The sequence below is a fragment of the Xanthomonas sp. NCPPB 2632 genome (assembly GCF_041228075.2).
Classification (GTDB): Bacteria; Pseudomonadota; Gammaproteobacteria; order Xanthomonadales; family Rhodanobacteraceae; genus Luteibacter.
In genome coordinates this window covers 3632270-3649402 of sequence record NZ_CM192979.1, presented here as the reverse complement: position 1 = coordinate 3649402, position 17133 = coordinate 3632270, and the positions used below count along the sequence as shown (strand labels likewise).

Sequence of the window (17133 nt, the reverse complement as noted above, 5' to 3'; positions counted from 1 at the left end):
TCTCGATCCGTGCGACATGAGGCCGTCATCATCAACCGCATGATTCCCGAGTCCGCTGGAGCTCCGTGGTGACCGCAGCGAACGACATCGCGCCAGGCCTCATGGTCCTGCATGGCAACCGCCTGGAAGAACTGCGTGACGTCCTGGTGGCGTGGCTTCGCCGTGCGCCCCTGCAACCCCTGGAAGACGAATCGATCCTGGTCCAGTCCAACGGCATCGCGCAGTGGTTTCGCCTTGCGCTGGCGCGCTCGGAGGCCGAGGGCGGCATGGGTATCGCCGCGGCCGTCGATGTCCAGTTGCCGGGGCGTTTCCTCTGGGTGGCCTACCGCGCCGTGCTCGGCAAGGACGCCGTGCCGCCGGAGTCGCCTTTCGACAAGTCCCGTCTGGTCTGGCGCCTGATGCGCCTGTTGCCTTCCGTAGCCGCCGAGGAGGGCTTCGCTTCGCTCAGCGCGTTCCTCGGCAAGGACGACGACGCGCGCAAGTGCCACCAGCTGGCCGAGCGGCTCGCCGACCTTTACGACCAGTACCAGGTCTACCGTGCCGACTGGCTCGACGATTGGGCGGCAGGGCGCGACGTGCTGCGGGACGCCCGCGGTGCGGCGCCCGACATGGCGGAAGACGATCGCTGGCAGGCGCGCCTGTGGCGTCGCTTGCTGGACGATGTCGGTCCGGAAGAGGCCGACGGCCACCGTGCCGCCGTCCACGAGCGCTTCCTGCGGGCCGTGGCCTCTGCGTCGGAGCGCCCGGCGGCCCTGTCGCGTCGCATCGTGGTGTTCGGCATGTCCTCGCTCCCGCGGCAAACGCTGGAGGCCCTGTCCGCGCTGGCGCGCTGGTCGCAGGTGGTGCTGGTGGTGATGAATCCCTGTCGCCACTACTGGGCGGACATCGTCGACGACCGCGAGTTGCTGCGGGCCGAGCGCAGGCGTCAGGAAAGCAAACCCGGCATGCCTCTGCTGCCGTCCGACGAGGACATGCACCTCTACGCCAACCCCCTGCTGGCCGCCTGGGGCAAGCAGGGTCGCGACTACATCCGCCTGCTCGACGAGTTCGACCATCCGGATACCTATCGCGAGCGTTTCACCGCGTGGGACCAGCGCATCGACCTGTTCGCCGAGCCGACCGGCAACACGCTGCTCGGGCAGGTGCAGGCGGCCATCCTCGACCTGGAGCCCCTGCCGGAAGAACCGCGGCAGGTGGCGGCGGACGACACCTCCATCGTCTTCCATCTCGCGCACGGGCCGCAGCGCGAGGTGGAGATCCTCCACGACCAGCTGCTTGCCCGGTTCGAGGCATCCGCACGCGACGGCCATCCCATCCTGCCTCGCGACGTGATCGTGATGGTGCCCGATATCGAAACCTACGGCCCGCACATCGACGCCGTCTTCGGCCGCGTGCCGCGCGACGACCCGCGATTCATTCCGTTCAGCGTGGCGGATCGTGCGGCCCGTGGCACCGTTCCGCTGGTCATGGCGCTGGACATGCTGATGGGCATGACCGAGTCGCGGTTCACGGCCGGCGAGATGGCCGATCTGCTCGATGTCCCGGCGGTGCGCACGCGTTTCGGCCTGGCCGAGGACGACCTGCCCTTGCTGCATCGCTGGATCGGCGGCGCCGGTATCCGCTGGGGGCTGGATGCGGCACAGCGCGGTTCGCTGGGGCTACCGGCCCTGGAGCAGAACACCTGGGCGTTCGGCCTGCGGCGCATGTTGCTGGGCTATGCCGTGGGGGAAGGGGAGGCATGGGGCGATATCGAGCCCTTCGACGAGGTGGGCGGGCTCGATGCGGCACTGGTCGGTCCGTTGTCCGATCTCCTCGCCGCACTCGGTCGCCACTGGCAACACATGGCCGAACCGGCGCCAGCCGCGACATGGGGGACGCGCCTGCGCCGGCTGATCGACGATTTCTTCGACCGCTCCGATGCCGAGGATGCCAAGCAGTTGGAGCGCCTCCTGGATGCCCTCGATACCTGGGAGGGCGCTTGCGCCGAAGCCCGGTTCGACGAGCCCTTGCCGGTGGACGTGGTGCGCGAGGCCTGGCTCGGTCAGTTCGACGACGTGGGGCTGTCCAAGCGATTCCTCGCCGGCGCGGTCAGCTTCGGTACGCTGATGCCCATGCGGGCCATCCCGTTCCGGGTGGTCTGCCTGCTGGGCATGAACGACGGCGACTACCCGCGTGCCCGTCCGCCCATGGATTTCGACCTGATGTCGCGGTCGGGTGCGTGGCGGCCGGGCGACCGCTCGCGTCGTGAGGACGATCGCTACCTTTTCCTCGAGGCCCTGCTGTCCGCGCGCGATGCCCTGCACATCGGCTGGGTCGCGCGCAGCGCCCGCGACAACAGCGAGCGCGCGCCATCGGTGCTGGTGGGACAGCTGCGCGATTACCTGGCATCGGCATGGCTGTGCGCCGACGGTCAGCCGCTTCTGGCACAGCTGTCGGTGGAGCACCCGTTGCAGCCCTTCAGTCGTGCCTACTTTCGTCAGGGCGACGCCCGGTTGTTCACCTACGCCAGCGAGTGGCGCCAGGCGCACGACATCGCACCGTCCGCCGACGCGTCGACCTTGCCGGCGCTGCTCGTCGAACGGCCCATCGGGCTTGCCGTGCTGCGGCGTTTCCTGCGTCATCCGGTGCGGGAGTTCTTCCAGGCACGGCTCGGCGTGCGGTTCGAACTGGGCGACATCGCAGGCGACGACCAGGAGCCGTTCGCGGTCGATGCGCTGGGTCGGTTCGGCATGACCGACACCTTGCTGCGTGCCGCCATCCACAGCGGCAACGACGCCGCGGGCGCGATCGATACGGCGGCGTCGCGGCTGCAACGCAGCGGCCTGCTGCCCATGGGCGGGTTCGCTGCGCCGGTTCGCCGTGAACTGACGGCCACGGCGTCGGCCATCTTCGCCCGGTTCGTGACCGAGCGCCGCCGCTGGCCGGTCGATGCCGGCAAGCGGGAAGTGCGTGTCGAGGCCGCGGGTGTGGTCGTCGAGGACTGGCTGGCCGAACTCCGGGCCGATACGGAAGGCAACCTCGCCGCTTTCCTGCTTTCGCCCGCGAACGTGCTGGAGCCGGACGGCTCGCCACGTACGCACCGGCTGGTGATGCCATGGATCGATCACCTGGTGGCCCAGGCCGCCGGGATTGCCGTGCAGACCCGGTATGTCGGGCCGGACGCCACCATCGTGCTTGCCCCGATTCCGACCGACCGCGCCACGTCCATGCTGGAGACACTGCTGCTGGCGTGGCGCGAGGGCATGCGGTCGCCGCTGCCGGTCGCCGCGCGCACCGCGCTTTCGGCGCTCCTGGCCCCGGAGGAATCATCGATGCAGGCCGCACGACAAGCCTACGAGGGCGTCTACGATCGTGCACGGGGCGAAGTGGACGGCGATCCTTATCTGATGCGCGCGTGGCCCGAGTTCGATGCGCTCGAGCGCGCCGGTTTCACCCGCTGGCTGCAGCCCTATCGCGACCTGCTGGGCGCGCTTCACGTGGAGCGCGCATGACCCTCGACTTCCAGACGCTGGACCCGCTGACCATGCCGCTGGACGGCGTGCGCCTGATCGAGGCCAGTGCCGGCACGGGCAAGACGTGGACGATCGCCGCACTTTACGTGCGCGCCGTGTTGGGCCATGGCGTGGCGCAGCCCCTGCTGCCACCGCAGATCCTGGTGGTGACGTTTACCGAGGCGGCCACGCAGGAACTGCGCGAGCGCGTGCGGGCGCGTCTCGTCGAGGCGGCCGCCGCCTTCCGTGCCGGCACGACAAAAGAGCCCTTCCTCGCCGCGCTCCTGGATGCCTGCGAGGCGGAGCGTCATGGCGCGTGCGCGCGCCGGCTCGAGCTCGCCGCGCAATGGATGGACGAGGCGGCCATCTTCACCATCCATGGCTGGAGCCAGCGGATGCTGATCCAGCATGCCTTCGGCAGTGGCCACGCCTTCGCCCAGACGCTGGAGCCGGACGAGAGCGAACTGCTCGCCGAGTGCGTACGCGACTACTGGCGCAAGGCGTTCTACCTGCTCGACGAGGCGCGTCTCGCGCCCATCCTCGAGGAATGGCAGACGCCCGATGCGCTTGCGCGCGCACTACGCCCCTTGCTGTTCGGCGGCGAGGCCACGTTGCGCGTCAACGGCGAGGTATTGGCCTCCGGCGGCGATCTCGATGCGGCCCTGCTCGATCGTGCCGCATGGGACGAGGAGGATGAGCGACGCCACGCGGATGCGGCGCGCACTTGGCTCGCCGATATCGATCGCATCGAGGCGACCATTACCGCCGCGGTAGGTGACAAGACCCTGCACAACGGCTGGTACAAGCCGGACCGTATTCCCACCGATCTTGCCGCCATGCGTTACTGGGCGGAACGTGCCGAACGCGTCGACTTCGATATCGCGCGTTATTCCGTGACGCGGCTGGGCAAGGCGACGGGCAAGGGCAAGCATCGGCCCGAGCATCCGGCGTTTGCGGCGCTGGAACACTGGCAGGCCTGGCAGGCGGGAAAGGTAGGCATTCGCCATGTCGTGTTGGCCGACGCCCTGGCCTGGGTACGCGAGCGTTTCGCCGCGCAGAAACGGCGGCGTGCGCAGATCGGGTTCGACGATCTTCTGCTGCGCCTGGATCGGGCGCTCGCGGCCGACACCGGTACGGGACTGGCGCAGACCATCGCCCGGCAATACCCGCTCGCCCTCATCGACGAGTTCCAGGACACGGACCCCTTGCAGTACCGGATCTTCCGCGCGATCTACGCCGCGGCGGAAGGTACCGGACTGTTGTTGATCGGCGACCCCAAGCAGGCCATCTACGCCTTCCGCGGGGCCGACATCCAGACCTACCTCGGGGCCAGGGCGGAAGCGCTTCCGCCGCATTACAGCCTGGACACCAACCATCGTTCCAGCGAGGCCATGGTGGCGGCGGTCAATGCGCTGTTCGGGCATGCCGAAGGCCACGCCACGGGTGCGTTCCACTTCGCCGACCGCGGGCTACCCTTCGCACCGGTGCGGTCACGTGGCCGCAGCGAACGCCTCGTTATTGACGACGCTGTGCCCGCGGCCTTGCAGGTCTGGCTGCTCGACGACGAACAGCCGGTGGGCGTGCGTGTCTACCGCGAGCAGATGGCCGGTGCCTGCGCCACGCACATCGTTGAACTACTGAATGCCGCAGGGCATGATCGCTGTGGCTTCGTTTCGACCGAAGGCCACTTCACGGCGCTGAAGCCGGCGGATATCGCCGTCCTGGTCCGTAGCCACAGCGAGGCGACCCAGATCCGCGATGCGCTCGCGCAGCGCCACGTGCGCAGCGTGTTCCTGTCCGATCGCGACTCGGTGCTCGAGAGCATCGAGGCCCACGACATCCTGTTTTGGCTGCGTGCCGTTGCCGAGCCATCCTCCGACACGGCCATGCGTGCCGCGCTGGCCACCCGCAGCCTCGATCTGGGCTACGGCGAACTGGAGCGCCTCAATGTGGACGAGCGGCACTGGGAGCGGCGCGGGCAGCAGCTGTTCGAACTGCGCGAGACGTGGCGCCGGGGCGGAGTGCTGGCCATGCTGCACCGTTTCCTGCACCTGTTCGACCTTCCGGCACGGTTGCTGGCGCAGCGTGGCGGCGAACGCAGCCTGACCAACCTGCTGCACCTGGCCGAACTGCTGCAGCAGGCCGCGTCCATGATCGAAGGTGAGCAGGCGCTCATCCGTCATCTGGCCGAGCGTATCGCCGATACCGCCGGTCACACGGGCGACGACCAGATCGTCCGCCTGGAAAGCGACGACGACCTGGTCAAGGTCGTGACCATCCACAAGTCGAAGGGCCTGGAATATCCCCTGGTCTTCCTGCCCTTCGCGGCCGCCGTGGCAGGCATGCGCCCGGGGCAGGGCTATCGCTACCACGACGGCAGCGGTGCCCAGCTGGAACTGGTCGCGGCCAGCCACCAGGGTGCGGGCGATGCCGTGCGTGACGCGAAGGAGGCCGCCGAGCGCGCGGTGTTGCAGGAAGACCTGCGCTTGCTCTACGTGGCCCTGACCCGTGCGCGTCACGCGTGCTGGATCGGTGTCGCGCCGGTCAGTCATGCATCCGCGAAAAAACCGCAGCTGCACAAGGCGGCGCTGGGTCACCTGCTTACCGGCGGCGCGGAGATCGACAACGGCGCGGTAGAGGGTCTCCTGCGGCGCCTTGCGGAGGGTCACACCTGCATCGCAGTGGACTACATGCCCGCGCCGGAGGACAACCGCTACCAACCGCCGGCGCAGCAGGAACATCCAGCGCCGGCGCGCCGTGCGCATATCGCGCGTGCCGAGCCCTGGTGGATCGCCAGTTACAGCGCACTGCGCCATGCGGAGGATGACATCGTTGCGCCGGAGACCGCCACGGACGACGTGATCGTCGAATACGCGAGCGAGCGTCCGGCGGCGGTCGCGGAGGCCGGCAGCATCCATGCGTTCGAGCGTGGCGCGGAGGCAGGCACCTTCTTGCACGACCTGCTCGAGTGGATGGCGGAAGAAGGCTTCGCCGCGATCGCCCGCGACCCGCAGCGCCTGCGCGATACCGTGGCACGCCGCTGCGAGCGGCGCGGCTGGGCGCACGCGATCGACCTGCTGACGACCTGGCTGCTCGGGTTGCTGTCCACGCCGCTGCCCTTGCCCGACGGCCGTACGCTCGCGCTCGGCGCGCTGGACGACCCCCGCCGCTATCGCGCGGAGCTGGAATTCCTGTTCGAGGCGAAGGGCGTCGATACGCTCGCGCTGGACCGCATCGTCCGCACCTACACGCTGGACGGCGCGGCAAGGCCGGCCCTCGCGTCCGATCGCGTCAACGGCATGCTCAAGGGCTTCATCGATCTCATCATCGAGCATGAAGGGCGCTGGTACGTCGTGGACTACAAGTCCAACTGGCTGGGCACCGACCAGCACGCCTACACCCCGGAGGCCATGCGGCGCTCCATCCTCGACGCCCGCTACGAGTTGCAATACGCGCTCTACCTGCTCGCGCTGCATCGCCAGCTGCGTACACGCCTGGGCGATGCCTACGACTACGACACCCATATCGGCGGCGCCGTCTATCTTTACCTGCGAGGCGTGGACGGTCGCGGTCACGGCGTGCATGCCGAGCGTCCGCCGCGGGCGATGATCGACGCGCTGGACGCCTTGTTCCGGGGAGCGGATGCATGAACATCGTGCCGACACGCGACGACCTCGATCGCTGGATGGACAACGCGGTGGCGGAGGATCGTCTTCGTCCGGTCGATCGCGCGCTCGCGTGCTTCCTCGGCAGCCTCGATCCCCAGGGCGATCCGCGGGTCCTGCTGGCGGCGGCGCAGGTCAGCCGTGAGCTGGGCGATGGACATATCTGCGTCGACATCGGCACCTGGAACACCGCCGCCGACGCCGCGCTGGCGGATATCCGGCCTGTCCTCGTCGCCTCGCCGCTGGTGGCCGGTCCCACGGGGGACGCCGCCGCGCCGCTGGTCCTCGATGGCGAGCTGCTCTACCTGCGCCGTTTCTGGCGTGACGAGGCACGCGTGGCCGAGGCCGTGCTCGGCCGGTTGGCGCCGCTGCCGGTGCCGGACGACCTGGCCGCCGAGCTGGATCGCCTGTTTCCCGCAGTGGAGAGCGGGCCCGACTGGCAGAAGATCGCCTGCGCCATCGCGGCGCGAGGCGCGTTCGCCGTCATCACGGGCGGCCCGGGTACGGGCAAGACCACGACGGTCATCCGCCTGCTGGGGCTGTTGCAGACGATGGCGCAGCGTGCCGGCCAGCCGCGCCTGCGTATACGCCTCGCCGCGCCCACCGGCAAGGCGGCCGCGCGGCTCAATGCGTCCATCGCCGTGCAGATCGATCGGCTGCAGGTGGATGCCGCCGTCAAGCAGGCGATACCCGCGGAAGTCACTACGCTGCACCGCCTGCTGGGCAGCCGTCCCGACAGCCGCCGCTTCCGCCACGATGCCGACCATCCGCTGCACCTGGATGTCCTGGTCATCGACGAGGCCTCCATGATCGACCTCGAAATGATGGCGGCCACCCTCGACGCGCTGCCGCCGCAGGCACGGCTGGTGCTGCTGGGCGACAAGGATCAGTTGTCCTCCGTGGAAGCCGGTGCCGTCCTCGGCGACCTGTGCGCGCGGGCCGACCGGGGCTACTACGATGCCGGCACGCGGGCCTGGCTGGCCGGGACGCTCGGCGTCGACGTGGGCCCCTGGTCCGCGACGGACGACGAGGCACGGCCGCTGGACCAGCAGGTGACCATGCTGCGGCGTAGCCGCCGCTTCGGTGAGCACAGCGGCATCGGCGCGCTGGCGCTGGGCATCAACCACGGGGACATGGCGGCCTTGGCGGCGGCCTTGTCCACGTCGAACGGCGAATTGGCCCTGCTGCCGGCGTCGGCCGCGTCCATTGCCGCCGTGGCGATCGACGGGCGTGACCAGGCCCCGGGCTATCGGCATTACCTGGACTGGCTGGAGGCGAACCGGCCCCCGCTCGGGGCTGACCTCGCGGCCTTCGAGGCATGGGCGGCGGGTGCGCTGACAGCTTATGCGCGATTCCAGTTGCTGTGCGCCACGCGTCATGGCGATGCCGGGGTCGACGCGCAGAACGAACGCATCGCCAAAGGCCTGCTCGAGCGCGGGCTGGTCGAGGCCACCAGCGGTTGGTACGAAGGGCGGCCGGTGATGGTGACGCGTAACGACTACGCGCTGGGCCTGATGAACGGCGACGTCGGCCTGACCCTGTGGGTGCCGGACGGGCAGGGTGGCATGGCCTTGCGCGTGGCGTTCACCGTCATGCATGAGCAGGATGGGGAGCGCATCCGTTTCGTGGTGCCCAGTCGTCTCTCCGCGGTGGACACCGTGTTCGCGATGACGGTGCACAAGTCGCAGGGATCCGAATTCGAACACACGGCGTTGGCATTGCCCGCCGAGCCGTCGCCCGTGCTCACGCGCGAACTGGTCTACACCGGCGTGACGCGCGCCCGCACCGCGTTCACGCTGCTGGCCTCGGCGGACATCCTCGCCTACGCGGTGGGTCGCAGGACCCATCGCGCATCCGGGCTGCTGCGGCGCTTGGTCTGAACGAATCGATCGACAGGCAGGTCGACTCCGAGCGGTCAATCCACGCGGTAGTAGGATTTGTACCACTCGGCGAACTTCGCCAGCCCCGCGTCGATCGACGTGCTGGGTGCGTAACCGACGTCCCGGCGGATCGCCGAGACGTCGGCCCAGGTATCCGGCACGTCGCCCGGCTGCATCGGTAGCAGGCGCTTTTCGACCGTGCGGCCCAGGTGTTTCTCGAGCAGGCCGATGAAGTCGAGTAGCTGGACGGGTTCGTCGTTGCCGATGTTGTACACGCGATACGGCGCCGACGAACTGCCGGCATGCGGCGCCACCGGGTCGTAGCCCGGGTCTGGCTGGGCCGGGTGGTCCAGCGTGCGGATCACGCCCTCGACGATGTCGTCGATATAGGTGAAGTCGCGGCTGTGGTTGCCGTGGTTGAAGACGTCGATGGCCTCGCCCTGCACGATGCGGCGGGCGAACAGGATCGGCGACATATCCGGCCGGCCCCACGGGCCGTACACCGTGAAAAAGCGTAGCCCCGTGGTGGGCAGCCCGAACAGGTGGCTGTAGGTGTGCGCCATCAGCTCGTTGGACTTCTTGGTCGCCGCATACAGGCTGACCGGGTGGTCCACGGCATCCTCGACGGCGAAGGGCATTTTCCGGTTCGCGCCGTAGACCGAGCTGGACGACGCGTAGACCAGATGGCCGACCGCGTGCCGGCGGCATGCCTCCAGGATATTGACGAAGCCGACCAGATTGCTTTGCACGTACGCGTGCGGGTGGGTCAGCGAATAACGCACGCCGGCCTGGGCGGCGAGGTTGACCACGCGCTCCGGCTGGAAATCGGCGAAAGCCTTGTCCACCGCAGCCTGCTCGGCAAGATCGGCGCGCACATGGGTGTAGTTCGGGTGGTCGATGAACCGGGCCACGCGTGCTTCTTTCAACGCGGGGTCGTAGTAATCGTTGTGGTTGTCGAAGCCCAGCACGGTGTCGCCGCGGGCCAGCAGGCGCTCGGTGAGGGCCGAGCCGACGAAACCGGCCGTGCCGGTAACCAGGATGCGCATGGTGAAGACCTGTTCTCTAGCGAATGACACAGTGTAACGGACGCCCGGATTGACACGGCCGCGTGCCTGATCTAGCTTTTGCGGGTATCCAGCCGACGAAGGTGGCCCGCGGTAACGCTGGCCGAGTGTGCGACATGCGGACTACGCGCCCCTCCTACTGAATCCACGCCACGTCTTCGTCATCATTCGAAGGGCGCATGGCGCCCTTTTTGTTTGTCCGGAATTCGCATTTATGATCCAGATCACGCTACCCGACGGCAGCCAGCGCCCGTTCGATCACCCCGTCTCCGTGCAGGACGTCGCCGCCTCCATCGGCGCGGGCCTCGCCAAGGCCACGCTCGCCGGCAAGGTGGACGGCACGCTGGTGGATGCCAGCTTCACGATCGACCACGACGCCGCGCTCGAGATCGTCACCGACAAGAGCCCCGAGGCGCTGGACATCCTGCGCCATTCCACGGCCCACCTGCTGGGCCAGGCCGTGCAGCGCCTGTTTCCCGGCGCGCAGGTCACCATCGGCCCGGTGATCGACAACGGTTTCTACTACGACTTCGCCTACGAACGCCCCTTCACCCCGGACGACCTCGCGGCCATCGAGGCCGAGATGGAAAAGATCGTCAAGGAGCAGATCCCGGTGACGCGCTCGGTCAAGAGCCGCGACGAGGCCATCGACTTCTTCCGTGGCCTGGGCGAGGAGTACAAGGCCCAGATCATCGAGAGCATCCCCGCGGGCGAGACGCTGTCGCTCTACACGCAGGGTGAGTTCACCGACCTCTGCCGCGGCCCGCACGTGCCCAACACGAGCAAGCTGCGCGCCTTCAAGCTGATGAATGTGGCCGGCGCCTACTGGCGTGGCGATTCCAACAACGAGATGCTGACCCGCATCTACGGCACGTCCTGGCTCAACGACAAGGACCTCAAGGCCTACCTGCACCAGCTGGAGGAGGCCGAGAAGCGCGACCACCGCCGCATCGGCAAGCAGCTCGACCTCTTCCACATGCAGGAAGAAGCGCCGGGCATGATCTTCTGGCACCCCAAGGGCTGGGCCATCTGGCAGGCCGTGGAGCAATACGTGCGCGGCGTCTACAAGAGCAGCGGCTACCAGGAGGTGCGCGGTCCGCAGATCATGGACGTCAGCCTGTGGAAGAAATCCGGCCACTGGGACAACTACCAGGAAAACATGTTCTTCACCGAGTCGGAGAAGCGCACGTACGCCCTGAAGCCCATGAATTGTCCGGGCCACATCCAGATCTTCAACACCAGCCTGCACAGCTACCGCGACCTCCCGGTCCGCTACGGCGAGTTCGGCGGCTGCCACCGCAACGAGCCCTCCGGTGCCCTGCACGGCATCATGCGGGTGCGCGCCTTCACCCAGGACGACGGCCATATCTTCTGCACCCCGGCGCAGATCGAAGGCGAGGTCGCGGCGTTCCACGCCCAGGCCATGAAGGTCTACGAGGATTTCGGCTTCAACGAGATCGCCATGAAGATCGCCCTGCGCCCGGACAAGCGCATTGGCGCCGACGAGGTCTGGGACAAGGCCGAACACGCCCTGCGCGCCGCCCTCCAGGCGGCCGGCGTGGCCTGGGAGGAGCTGCCGGGCGAGGGCGCCTTCTACGGCCCCAAGATCGAGTACCACATGAAGGATTCCATCGGCCGCGCCTGGCAGGTGGGCACGATGCAGGTCGATTTCATGATGCCCGAGCGCCTGGGCGCCGAATATGTCGACGAAAACAGCCAGCGCCAGCACCCGGTCATGCTCCATCGGGCCATCGTCGGCTCGATGGAGCGATTCATCGGTATCCTGATCGAGCACCACGCGGGCTTGCTTCCGACGTGGCTCGCCCCCATTCAGGCGGTTGCGTTCAGCATTACCGACGCTCAGGCCGATTACGTGCAAGAGGTGACCCGAGCCCTTGTCGGACAAGGGTTCAGGGTAAACTCCGATTTGCGCAACGAAAAAGTCGGATATAAAATCCGCGAGCACACGTTGCAGAAGGTGCCTTATCTGATCGTGGTCGGTGACCGCGAGAAAGAAACAGGTACCATCTCCGTACGTACCCGCGGCGGCGAGGACCTCGGCAGCATGCCGTTGGCCCGGTTCGTCGAACGTTTGGAAGCCGAGACCCGTCGCTGACGCCACGGGTCCGGTATTGGGATCATTCTTCTGGAGGATAGCGGTATCGCTACGACCGATAACAAGGGCAATCGCAAGAACAGAGACATTCGTGTCCCGCAGGTCCGCGTGCTTGGCGCGGAAGGCGAGCAGCTCGGCATCATGCGGACGGAAGACGCCATCAAGGCCGCTGAAGAGCTGGGCATGGATCTGGTCGAAATCCAGCCGAACGGCGATCCGCCGGTCTGCAAGATCATGGATTACGGCAAGTTCAAGTTCGAGGCCCAGAAGAAGGCCTCGGCTGCGAAGAAGAAGCAGAAGCAGGTCGAGATCAAGGAAGTGAAGTTCCGCCCCGTTACCGACGAGGGCGACTACCAGATCAAGCTGCGCAAGATGCGCGAGTTCCTGGAAGAAGGCGACAAGGTCAAGGTCACCATCCGCTTCCGCGGCCGCGAAATGTCCCATCAGGACCTCGGCCAGAACCTGGCCCGCCGGGTCCAGGGGGATATCGGCGAAGATGGCGTGGTGGAGTCCTTCCCCCGTCTCGAAGGCCGCCAGATGGTCATGATGATCGGTCCCAAGAAGAAGATCTGAACCCAGAAAGGCGCCCCAGGGCGCCTTTTTTGCGAACCAGATGGGGGGGTAGGAGCGCACGCTGTGCGCGATCCAGGCTCGCCCCACCTCGGCCTAGTCCCCGATTGTCGGCTTTTCGCGCACAACGTGCGCTCCTACACGTTCTTCGTGTATCATCGCCGGCTCGGCCCGCATGGATGGGCCGTACCACCGTACCCGGCAGGAAGGAAAGTGCTTGTCCCGCAAGGGCTTGCCGCCGGATCAGTCAGCAACCGAATACGGAGCATTCCGATGCCCAAGATCAAGACCAACCGGGCGGCAGCGAAGCGTTTTCGCAAGACCGCATCCGGCAAGTTCAAAGCCGGTCATGCCTTCAAGTCACATATCCTGACCAAGAAGTCGACCAAGCGTAAGCGCGGCCTGCGCGCTCCCAACCACGTCAAAGCTTGCGACACCAAGGGTGTAGCTCGCATGTTGCCGTATCTTTAAGGGAGGGTTGAACCATGGCTCGTGTTAAGCGTGGCGTTACCGCCCGTCGTCGTCACAAAAAAATCCTCGGCCGTGCGAAGGGCTACTACAATGCCCGTCGCAAGGTATTCCGCGTAGCCAACCAGGCCGTCATCAAGGCTGGCCAGTACGCCTATATCGGCCGCAAGCAGCGCAAGCGCCAGTTCCGCGCGCTGTGGATCGTCCGTATCAACGCTGCTGCGCGTCAGTTCGGTCTGTCGTACAGCCGCCTGATCAACGGTCTGGCCAAGGCCGAGATCGCCGTCGACCGCAAGGTCCTCGCCGACCTCGCCGTGCACGACATCAAGGCATTTGGCGTGATCGCAGAGAAGGCCAAGGCCAGTCTGGCTGCGTAATCCGCTTTGAACGCGCGATAGCGATGTCGCGCGAAGATGGATGACGTGGGGAGAAGGCCTTGCCTTCTCCCCATTTCTTTTTTGGACGTCAGGAAATCCGATGGAATCGATCGAGCATATCGACGCGTCCTTGCGCGACATCGATGCGGCCGCCTCGCTGGAGGCGCTGGACGCCGTCCGCGTCGCGCTGCTGGGCAAGAACGGTGCGGTCACCGCGGCGCTCAAGGCCCTTGGCCAGTTGCAGGGCGATGAACGCAAGGCGCGCGGCGCCGAGGTCAATCGCGTCAAGGAGCGTCTTACCGACGCCATTGCCGCCCGCCGCCAGGCGCTGGAGCAGGCCGAGCTGGATCGCCGCCTCGCCTCGGAACGCATCGACGTCACGCTGCCGGGCCGCGATGGCGAATACGGCGGGATCCATCCGATCACGCGTGCGCTCGAGCGCATCGCCGATATCTTCGGTCGCCTCGGCTACCAGCGTGCCGACGGTCCCGAGATCGAGGACGACTGGCACAACTTCGAAGCGCTGAATTTCCCGCCGCACCATCCCGCGCGGGCGATGCACGACACCTTCTACTTCGGCGACGGTCGGCTGCTGCGCACGCACACCTCGCCCGTGCAGGTGCGCTCGATGCAGGGGCGCCAGCCGCCCATCCGCATCATCGCGCCGGGCAAGGTATACCGCAGCGATTCGGACCAGACGCACTCGCCGATGTTCCACCAGATCGAAGGCCTGCTGGTGGACGAGACCTCCAGCTTCGCCGACCTGAAAGGCACGCTGGCCGAGTTCATCCGCGCGTTCTTCGAGCGCGATTTCGAGATGCGCTTCCGTCCCAGCTACTTCCCCTTTACCGAGCCCTCGGCGGAAGTCGATATCCGCTGGGATGCCGAGGACGGTTCCACGCGCTGGCTGGAAGTGCTGGGCTGCGGCATGGTCCACCCGACCGTGCTGGCCAACTGCGGCATCGATCCGGAGCGTTACACGGGCTTCGCCTTCGGCCTGGGCGTGGAGCGCTTCGCGATGCTGCGCTACGGCGTCGGCGACCTGCGCGCCTTCTTCGAGAACGACCTGCGCTTCCTTCGCCAGTTCGCCTGACCGCCCTCCGGATCAAAGAGTGTCCCCATGAAATTCTCCGAAAACTGGTTGCGCGAACTGGTGGCCATCGATGCCGACCGCGCGGCGCTGGTCCATGCGCTCACCATGTCCGGCCTGGAAGTGGAAGAGGTCACCGAACTGGGTGACGGGCTGCACGGTGTGGTCGTGGCCGAGATCGTCTCCGCCACCAGGCATCCCGAAGCCGATCGCCTGCAGGTCTGCATGGTCGACGCCGGCCTTGGCGAACCGGTGCAGATCGTCTGCGGTGCGCCCAATGCGCGCGTCGGCATCCGCGTGCCGTTGGCCACGGTGGGCGCCACGCTGCCCGGCGGTATCGCGATCAAGGCGGCGAAGCTGCGTGGTGTCGAATCGTTCGGCATGCTGTGTTCGGCCAAGGAACTGGGCATCGACGCCGACGCGTCGGGCCTGCTCGAGCTGCCAGCCGATGCGCCGGTCGGCACCCCGCTGGCCGATTACCTGGGCCTGCCCGACGCCAGCATCGAACTGAAGATCACCCCGAACCGCCCCGACGTGCTGGGTCTCAACGGCCTGGCGCACGACGTGGCGGCGCTGTTCGGCAGCCGCGTGAAGGCCATCGGGGTCGATGCGGTGCCGGTGACCGCCAGTGCCACGCGTGAGGTGCGCCTCGACGCCGGCGCGGACGCGCCGCGCTATCTCGGGCGCATCATCGAAGGTATCGACGCGGCCGCCGCCTCGCCGCTGTGGATGGCCGAACGGCTACGTCGCGCCGGCATCCGTCCGATCAGCGCCATCGTGGACGTTACCCAGTACGTGATGCTGGAACTCGGCCACCCGTTGCATGCCTTCGACAACGACACGCTGCACGGCGCGATCGTCGTCCGTCATGCGGGGCAGGGCGAAACCCTGAAGCTGCTCGACGGCAACGCGGCCACCCTGGACCCCTCGTTCGTGGTGATCGCCGATGAAGCCCGCGCCCTGGCCGTGGCCGGCATCATGGGTGGCTTCGATTCGCGCGTAACCGAGAGTACGCGCAACGTGTTCCTGGAAGCCGCGCATTTCGCACCCGCCGCCATCATGGGTCGCGCACGCAAGCTTGGCCTGCATACGGATGCCTCGCACCGCTACGAGCGCGGCGTCGATCCGGCGCTGCCGCGGCGTGCCATGGAGCGGGCGACCGAACTGCTGCTGCAGATCGCCGGCGGCCAGGCGGGCCCGATCACGGTGGCGGAGCGTCCGGAAGACCTGCGCGAGCATGCGCCGGTGGTCCTGCGCCATGCGCGCCTGCACCGCATCCTGGGCATCGAGGTCACGGCCGACGAAGTGGCCCGTATCTTCACCGCCCTGGGCATGGGCGTGGAAGAGATCGCCGACGGCTGGCGCGTGACCCCACCGAGCAGTCGCTTCGATATCGAGCGCGAGGAAGACCTCATCGAGGAGGTCGCCCGCATCCACGGTTACGAGCGCATCCCCACGCACATCCCCGCCGGACAGATCGCCCTGCGCTCGGAGCCGGAAGCGCGCCTGAGCGAGATGGCCCTGCGCGACCAGCTGGCCGCGCGCGGGTACTTCGAGGCTGTGACGCTGTCTTTCCTCAGCGCCGACCTGCTGACCACCTGGGGCCTGGATGATGCCTGGGTGCCGCTGGCCAACCCGCTTTCCGCCGATCTGGCGGTGATGCGCACCTCGCTGCTGCCCGGGCTGATCGAGGCCCTGCGGCACAACCGTGCGCGCCAGCAGGAGCGCGTACGCCTGTTCGAGGTGGCGCGCAGCTTCCATGCCACTGGCGGTGCCCCCGACGAGATCGGCCGCGTGGCGGTGGTCGCCTCGGGTCACGCGCGTGCGGAGCAATGGGGCACGCCATCGCGCACGGTCGATTTCTTCGACCTCAAGGGCGACCTCGATGCGCTGATCGCCCACACCGGTGAGCCGGCGCGCTGGTCGGTCGACACCGACAGCCTGCCGTCCTGGTTGCATCCGGGTCGCAGCGCGCGGGTGCTGCGCGACGGCCAGCCCGTCGGCTACCTCGGCGCCCTGCATCCGGCGCTGGCCAAGGCGCTGGACCTGGGCCCCGATGTGCACGTGATGGAGCTGGCCCTCGAGCCGATCCTCGCGCGCCGGCTGCCCAGCGCCAGTCGCGTGACCCGCTTCCCCGCCGTCCGCCGCGACATCGCCGTGGAGCTGCCGGAAGAGGTGTCCTGGTCCGCCGTCGAAACCGCCGTGCGCGGCGCCCTGGGTGAGGTCCTGAAAGAGCTTCGACTGTTCGATCGATACGCCGGAAAAGGGATCGACGAAGGACGAAAGAGTCTCGCTATGGGCTTGATTTTACAGGACGCTTCACGCACCCTTACCGACGAAGATGCCGACGCTCGCGTGGCAGAAGCGGTGGGGGCATTGGAGAAGACATGCAAGGCAAGATTGCGAGGGTAA

10 protein-coding genes are annotated in these 17133 nt (G+C 67.4%); 9 read left to right on the top strand and 1 reads right to left on the bottom strand.

Annotated elements, in window-relative coordinates:
• The first annotated feature begins 68 nt into the window (after positions 1–68).
• Genes recC through recD form a run of 3 tightly spaced genes read left to right on the top strand, consistent with a single transcriptional unit; the run spans position 69 to position 9036 of the window.
• The gene (gene recC, locus AB8808_RS15505; RefSeq protein WP_369930523.1) at positions 69–3491 is read left to right on the top strand and encodes an exodeoxyribonuclease V subunit gamma; all 3423 of its coding nucleotides are present in this window, start codon (positions 69–71) and stop codon (positions 3489–3491) included.
• Complete coding sequence (gene recB / locus AB8808_RS15500; protein WP_369930522.1) at positions 3488–7141, top strand: exodeoxyribonuclease V subunit beta; 3654 nt, start codon at positions 3488–3490, stop codon at positions 7139–7141. Before recC ends, recB begins: the two co-directional genes overlap by 4 nt.
• Entirely contained in the window at positions 7138–9036 is a 1899-nt protein-coding gene (gene recD / locus AB8808_RS15495; protein WP_369930521.1) for an exodeoxyribonuclease V subunit alpha, read from the top strand. The genes recB and recD overlap by 4 nt, the downstream gene beginning before the upstream one ends.
• A 35-nt stretch (positions 9037–9071) precedes the next feature.
• On the opposite strand, the gene AB8808_RS15490 is transcribed toward recD, so the two are convergent.
• Complete coding sequence (locus AB8808_RS15490; RefSeq protein WP_369930520.1) at positions 9072–10082, bottom strand: NAD-dependent epimerase; 1011 nt, start codon at positions 10080–10082, stop codon at positions 9072–9074.
• Positions 10083–10314: 232 nt separating this feature from the next.
• On the opposite strand from AB8808_RS15490, the gene thrS reads away from it, so the two are divergent.
• From thrS to pheT, 6 genes are all read left to right on the top strand, one after another.
• A complete protein-coding gene (thrS, locus tag AB8808_RS15485) occupies positions 10315–12216 on the top strand; it encodes a threonine--tRNA ligase (RefSeq protein WP_369930519.1) in 1902 nt (633 codons plus the stop codon).
• A 45-nt stretch (positions 12217–12261) separates the two neighbouring features.
• Positions 12262–12789, top strand: coding sequence for a translation initiation factor IF-3 (gene infC / locus AB8808_RS15480; protein WP_369931272.1), 528 nt, complete (start codon positions 12262–12264; stop codon positions 12787–12789).
• A 270-nt stretch (positions 12790–13059) separates the two neighbouring features.
• Positions 13060–13257 carry a 50S ribosomal protein L35 gene (gene rpmI, locus AB8808_RS15475; RefSeq protein ID WP_036114929.1) on the top strand — a complete coding sequence of 66 codons (198 nt, stop codon included), beginning with the start codon at positions 13060–13062 and terminating at the stop codon, positions 13255–13257.
• 14 nt (positions 13258–13271) lie between these two features.
• Complete coding sequence (gene rplT, locus AB8808_RS15470; protein WP_285404571.1) at positions 13272–13631, top strand: 50S ribosomal protein L20; 360 nt, start codon at positions 13272–13274, stop codon at positions 13629–13631.
• Positions 13632–13731: 100 nt separating this feature from the next.
• Positions 13732–14724, top strand: coding sequence for a phenylalanine--tRNA ligase subunit alpha (pheS, locus tag AB8808_RS15465; protein ID WP_036140469.1), 993 nt, complete (start codon positions 13732–13734; stop codon positions 14722–14724).
• Between the two features lie 27 nt (positions 14725–14751).
• The gene (pheT, locus tag AB8808_RS15460) at positions 14752–17133 is read left to right on the top strand and encodes a phenylalanine--tRNA ligase subunit beta (RefSeq protein ID WP_369930518.1); all 2382 of its coding nucleotides are present in this window, start codon (positions 14752–14754) and stop codon (positions 17131–17133) included.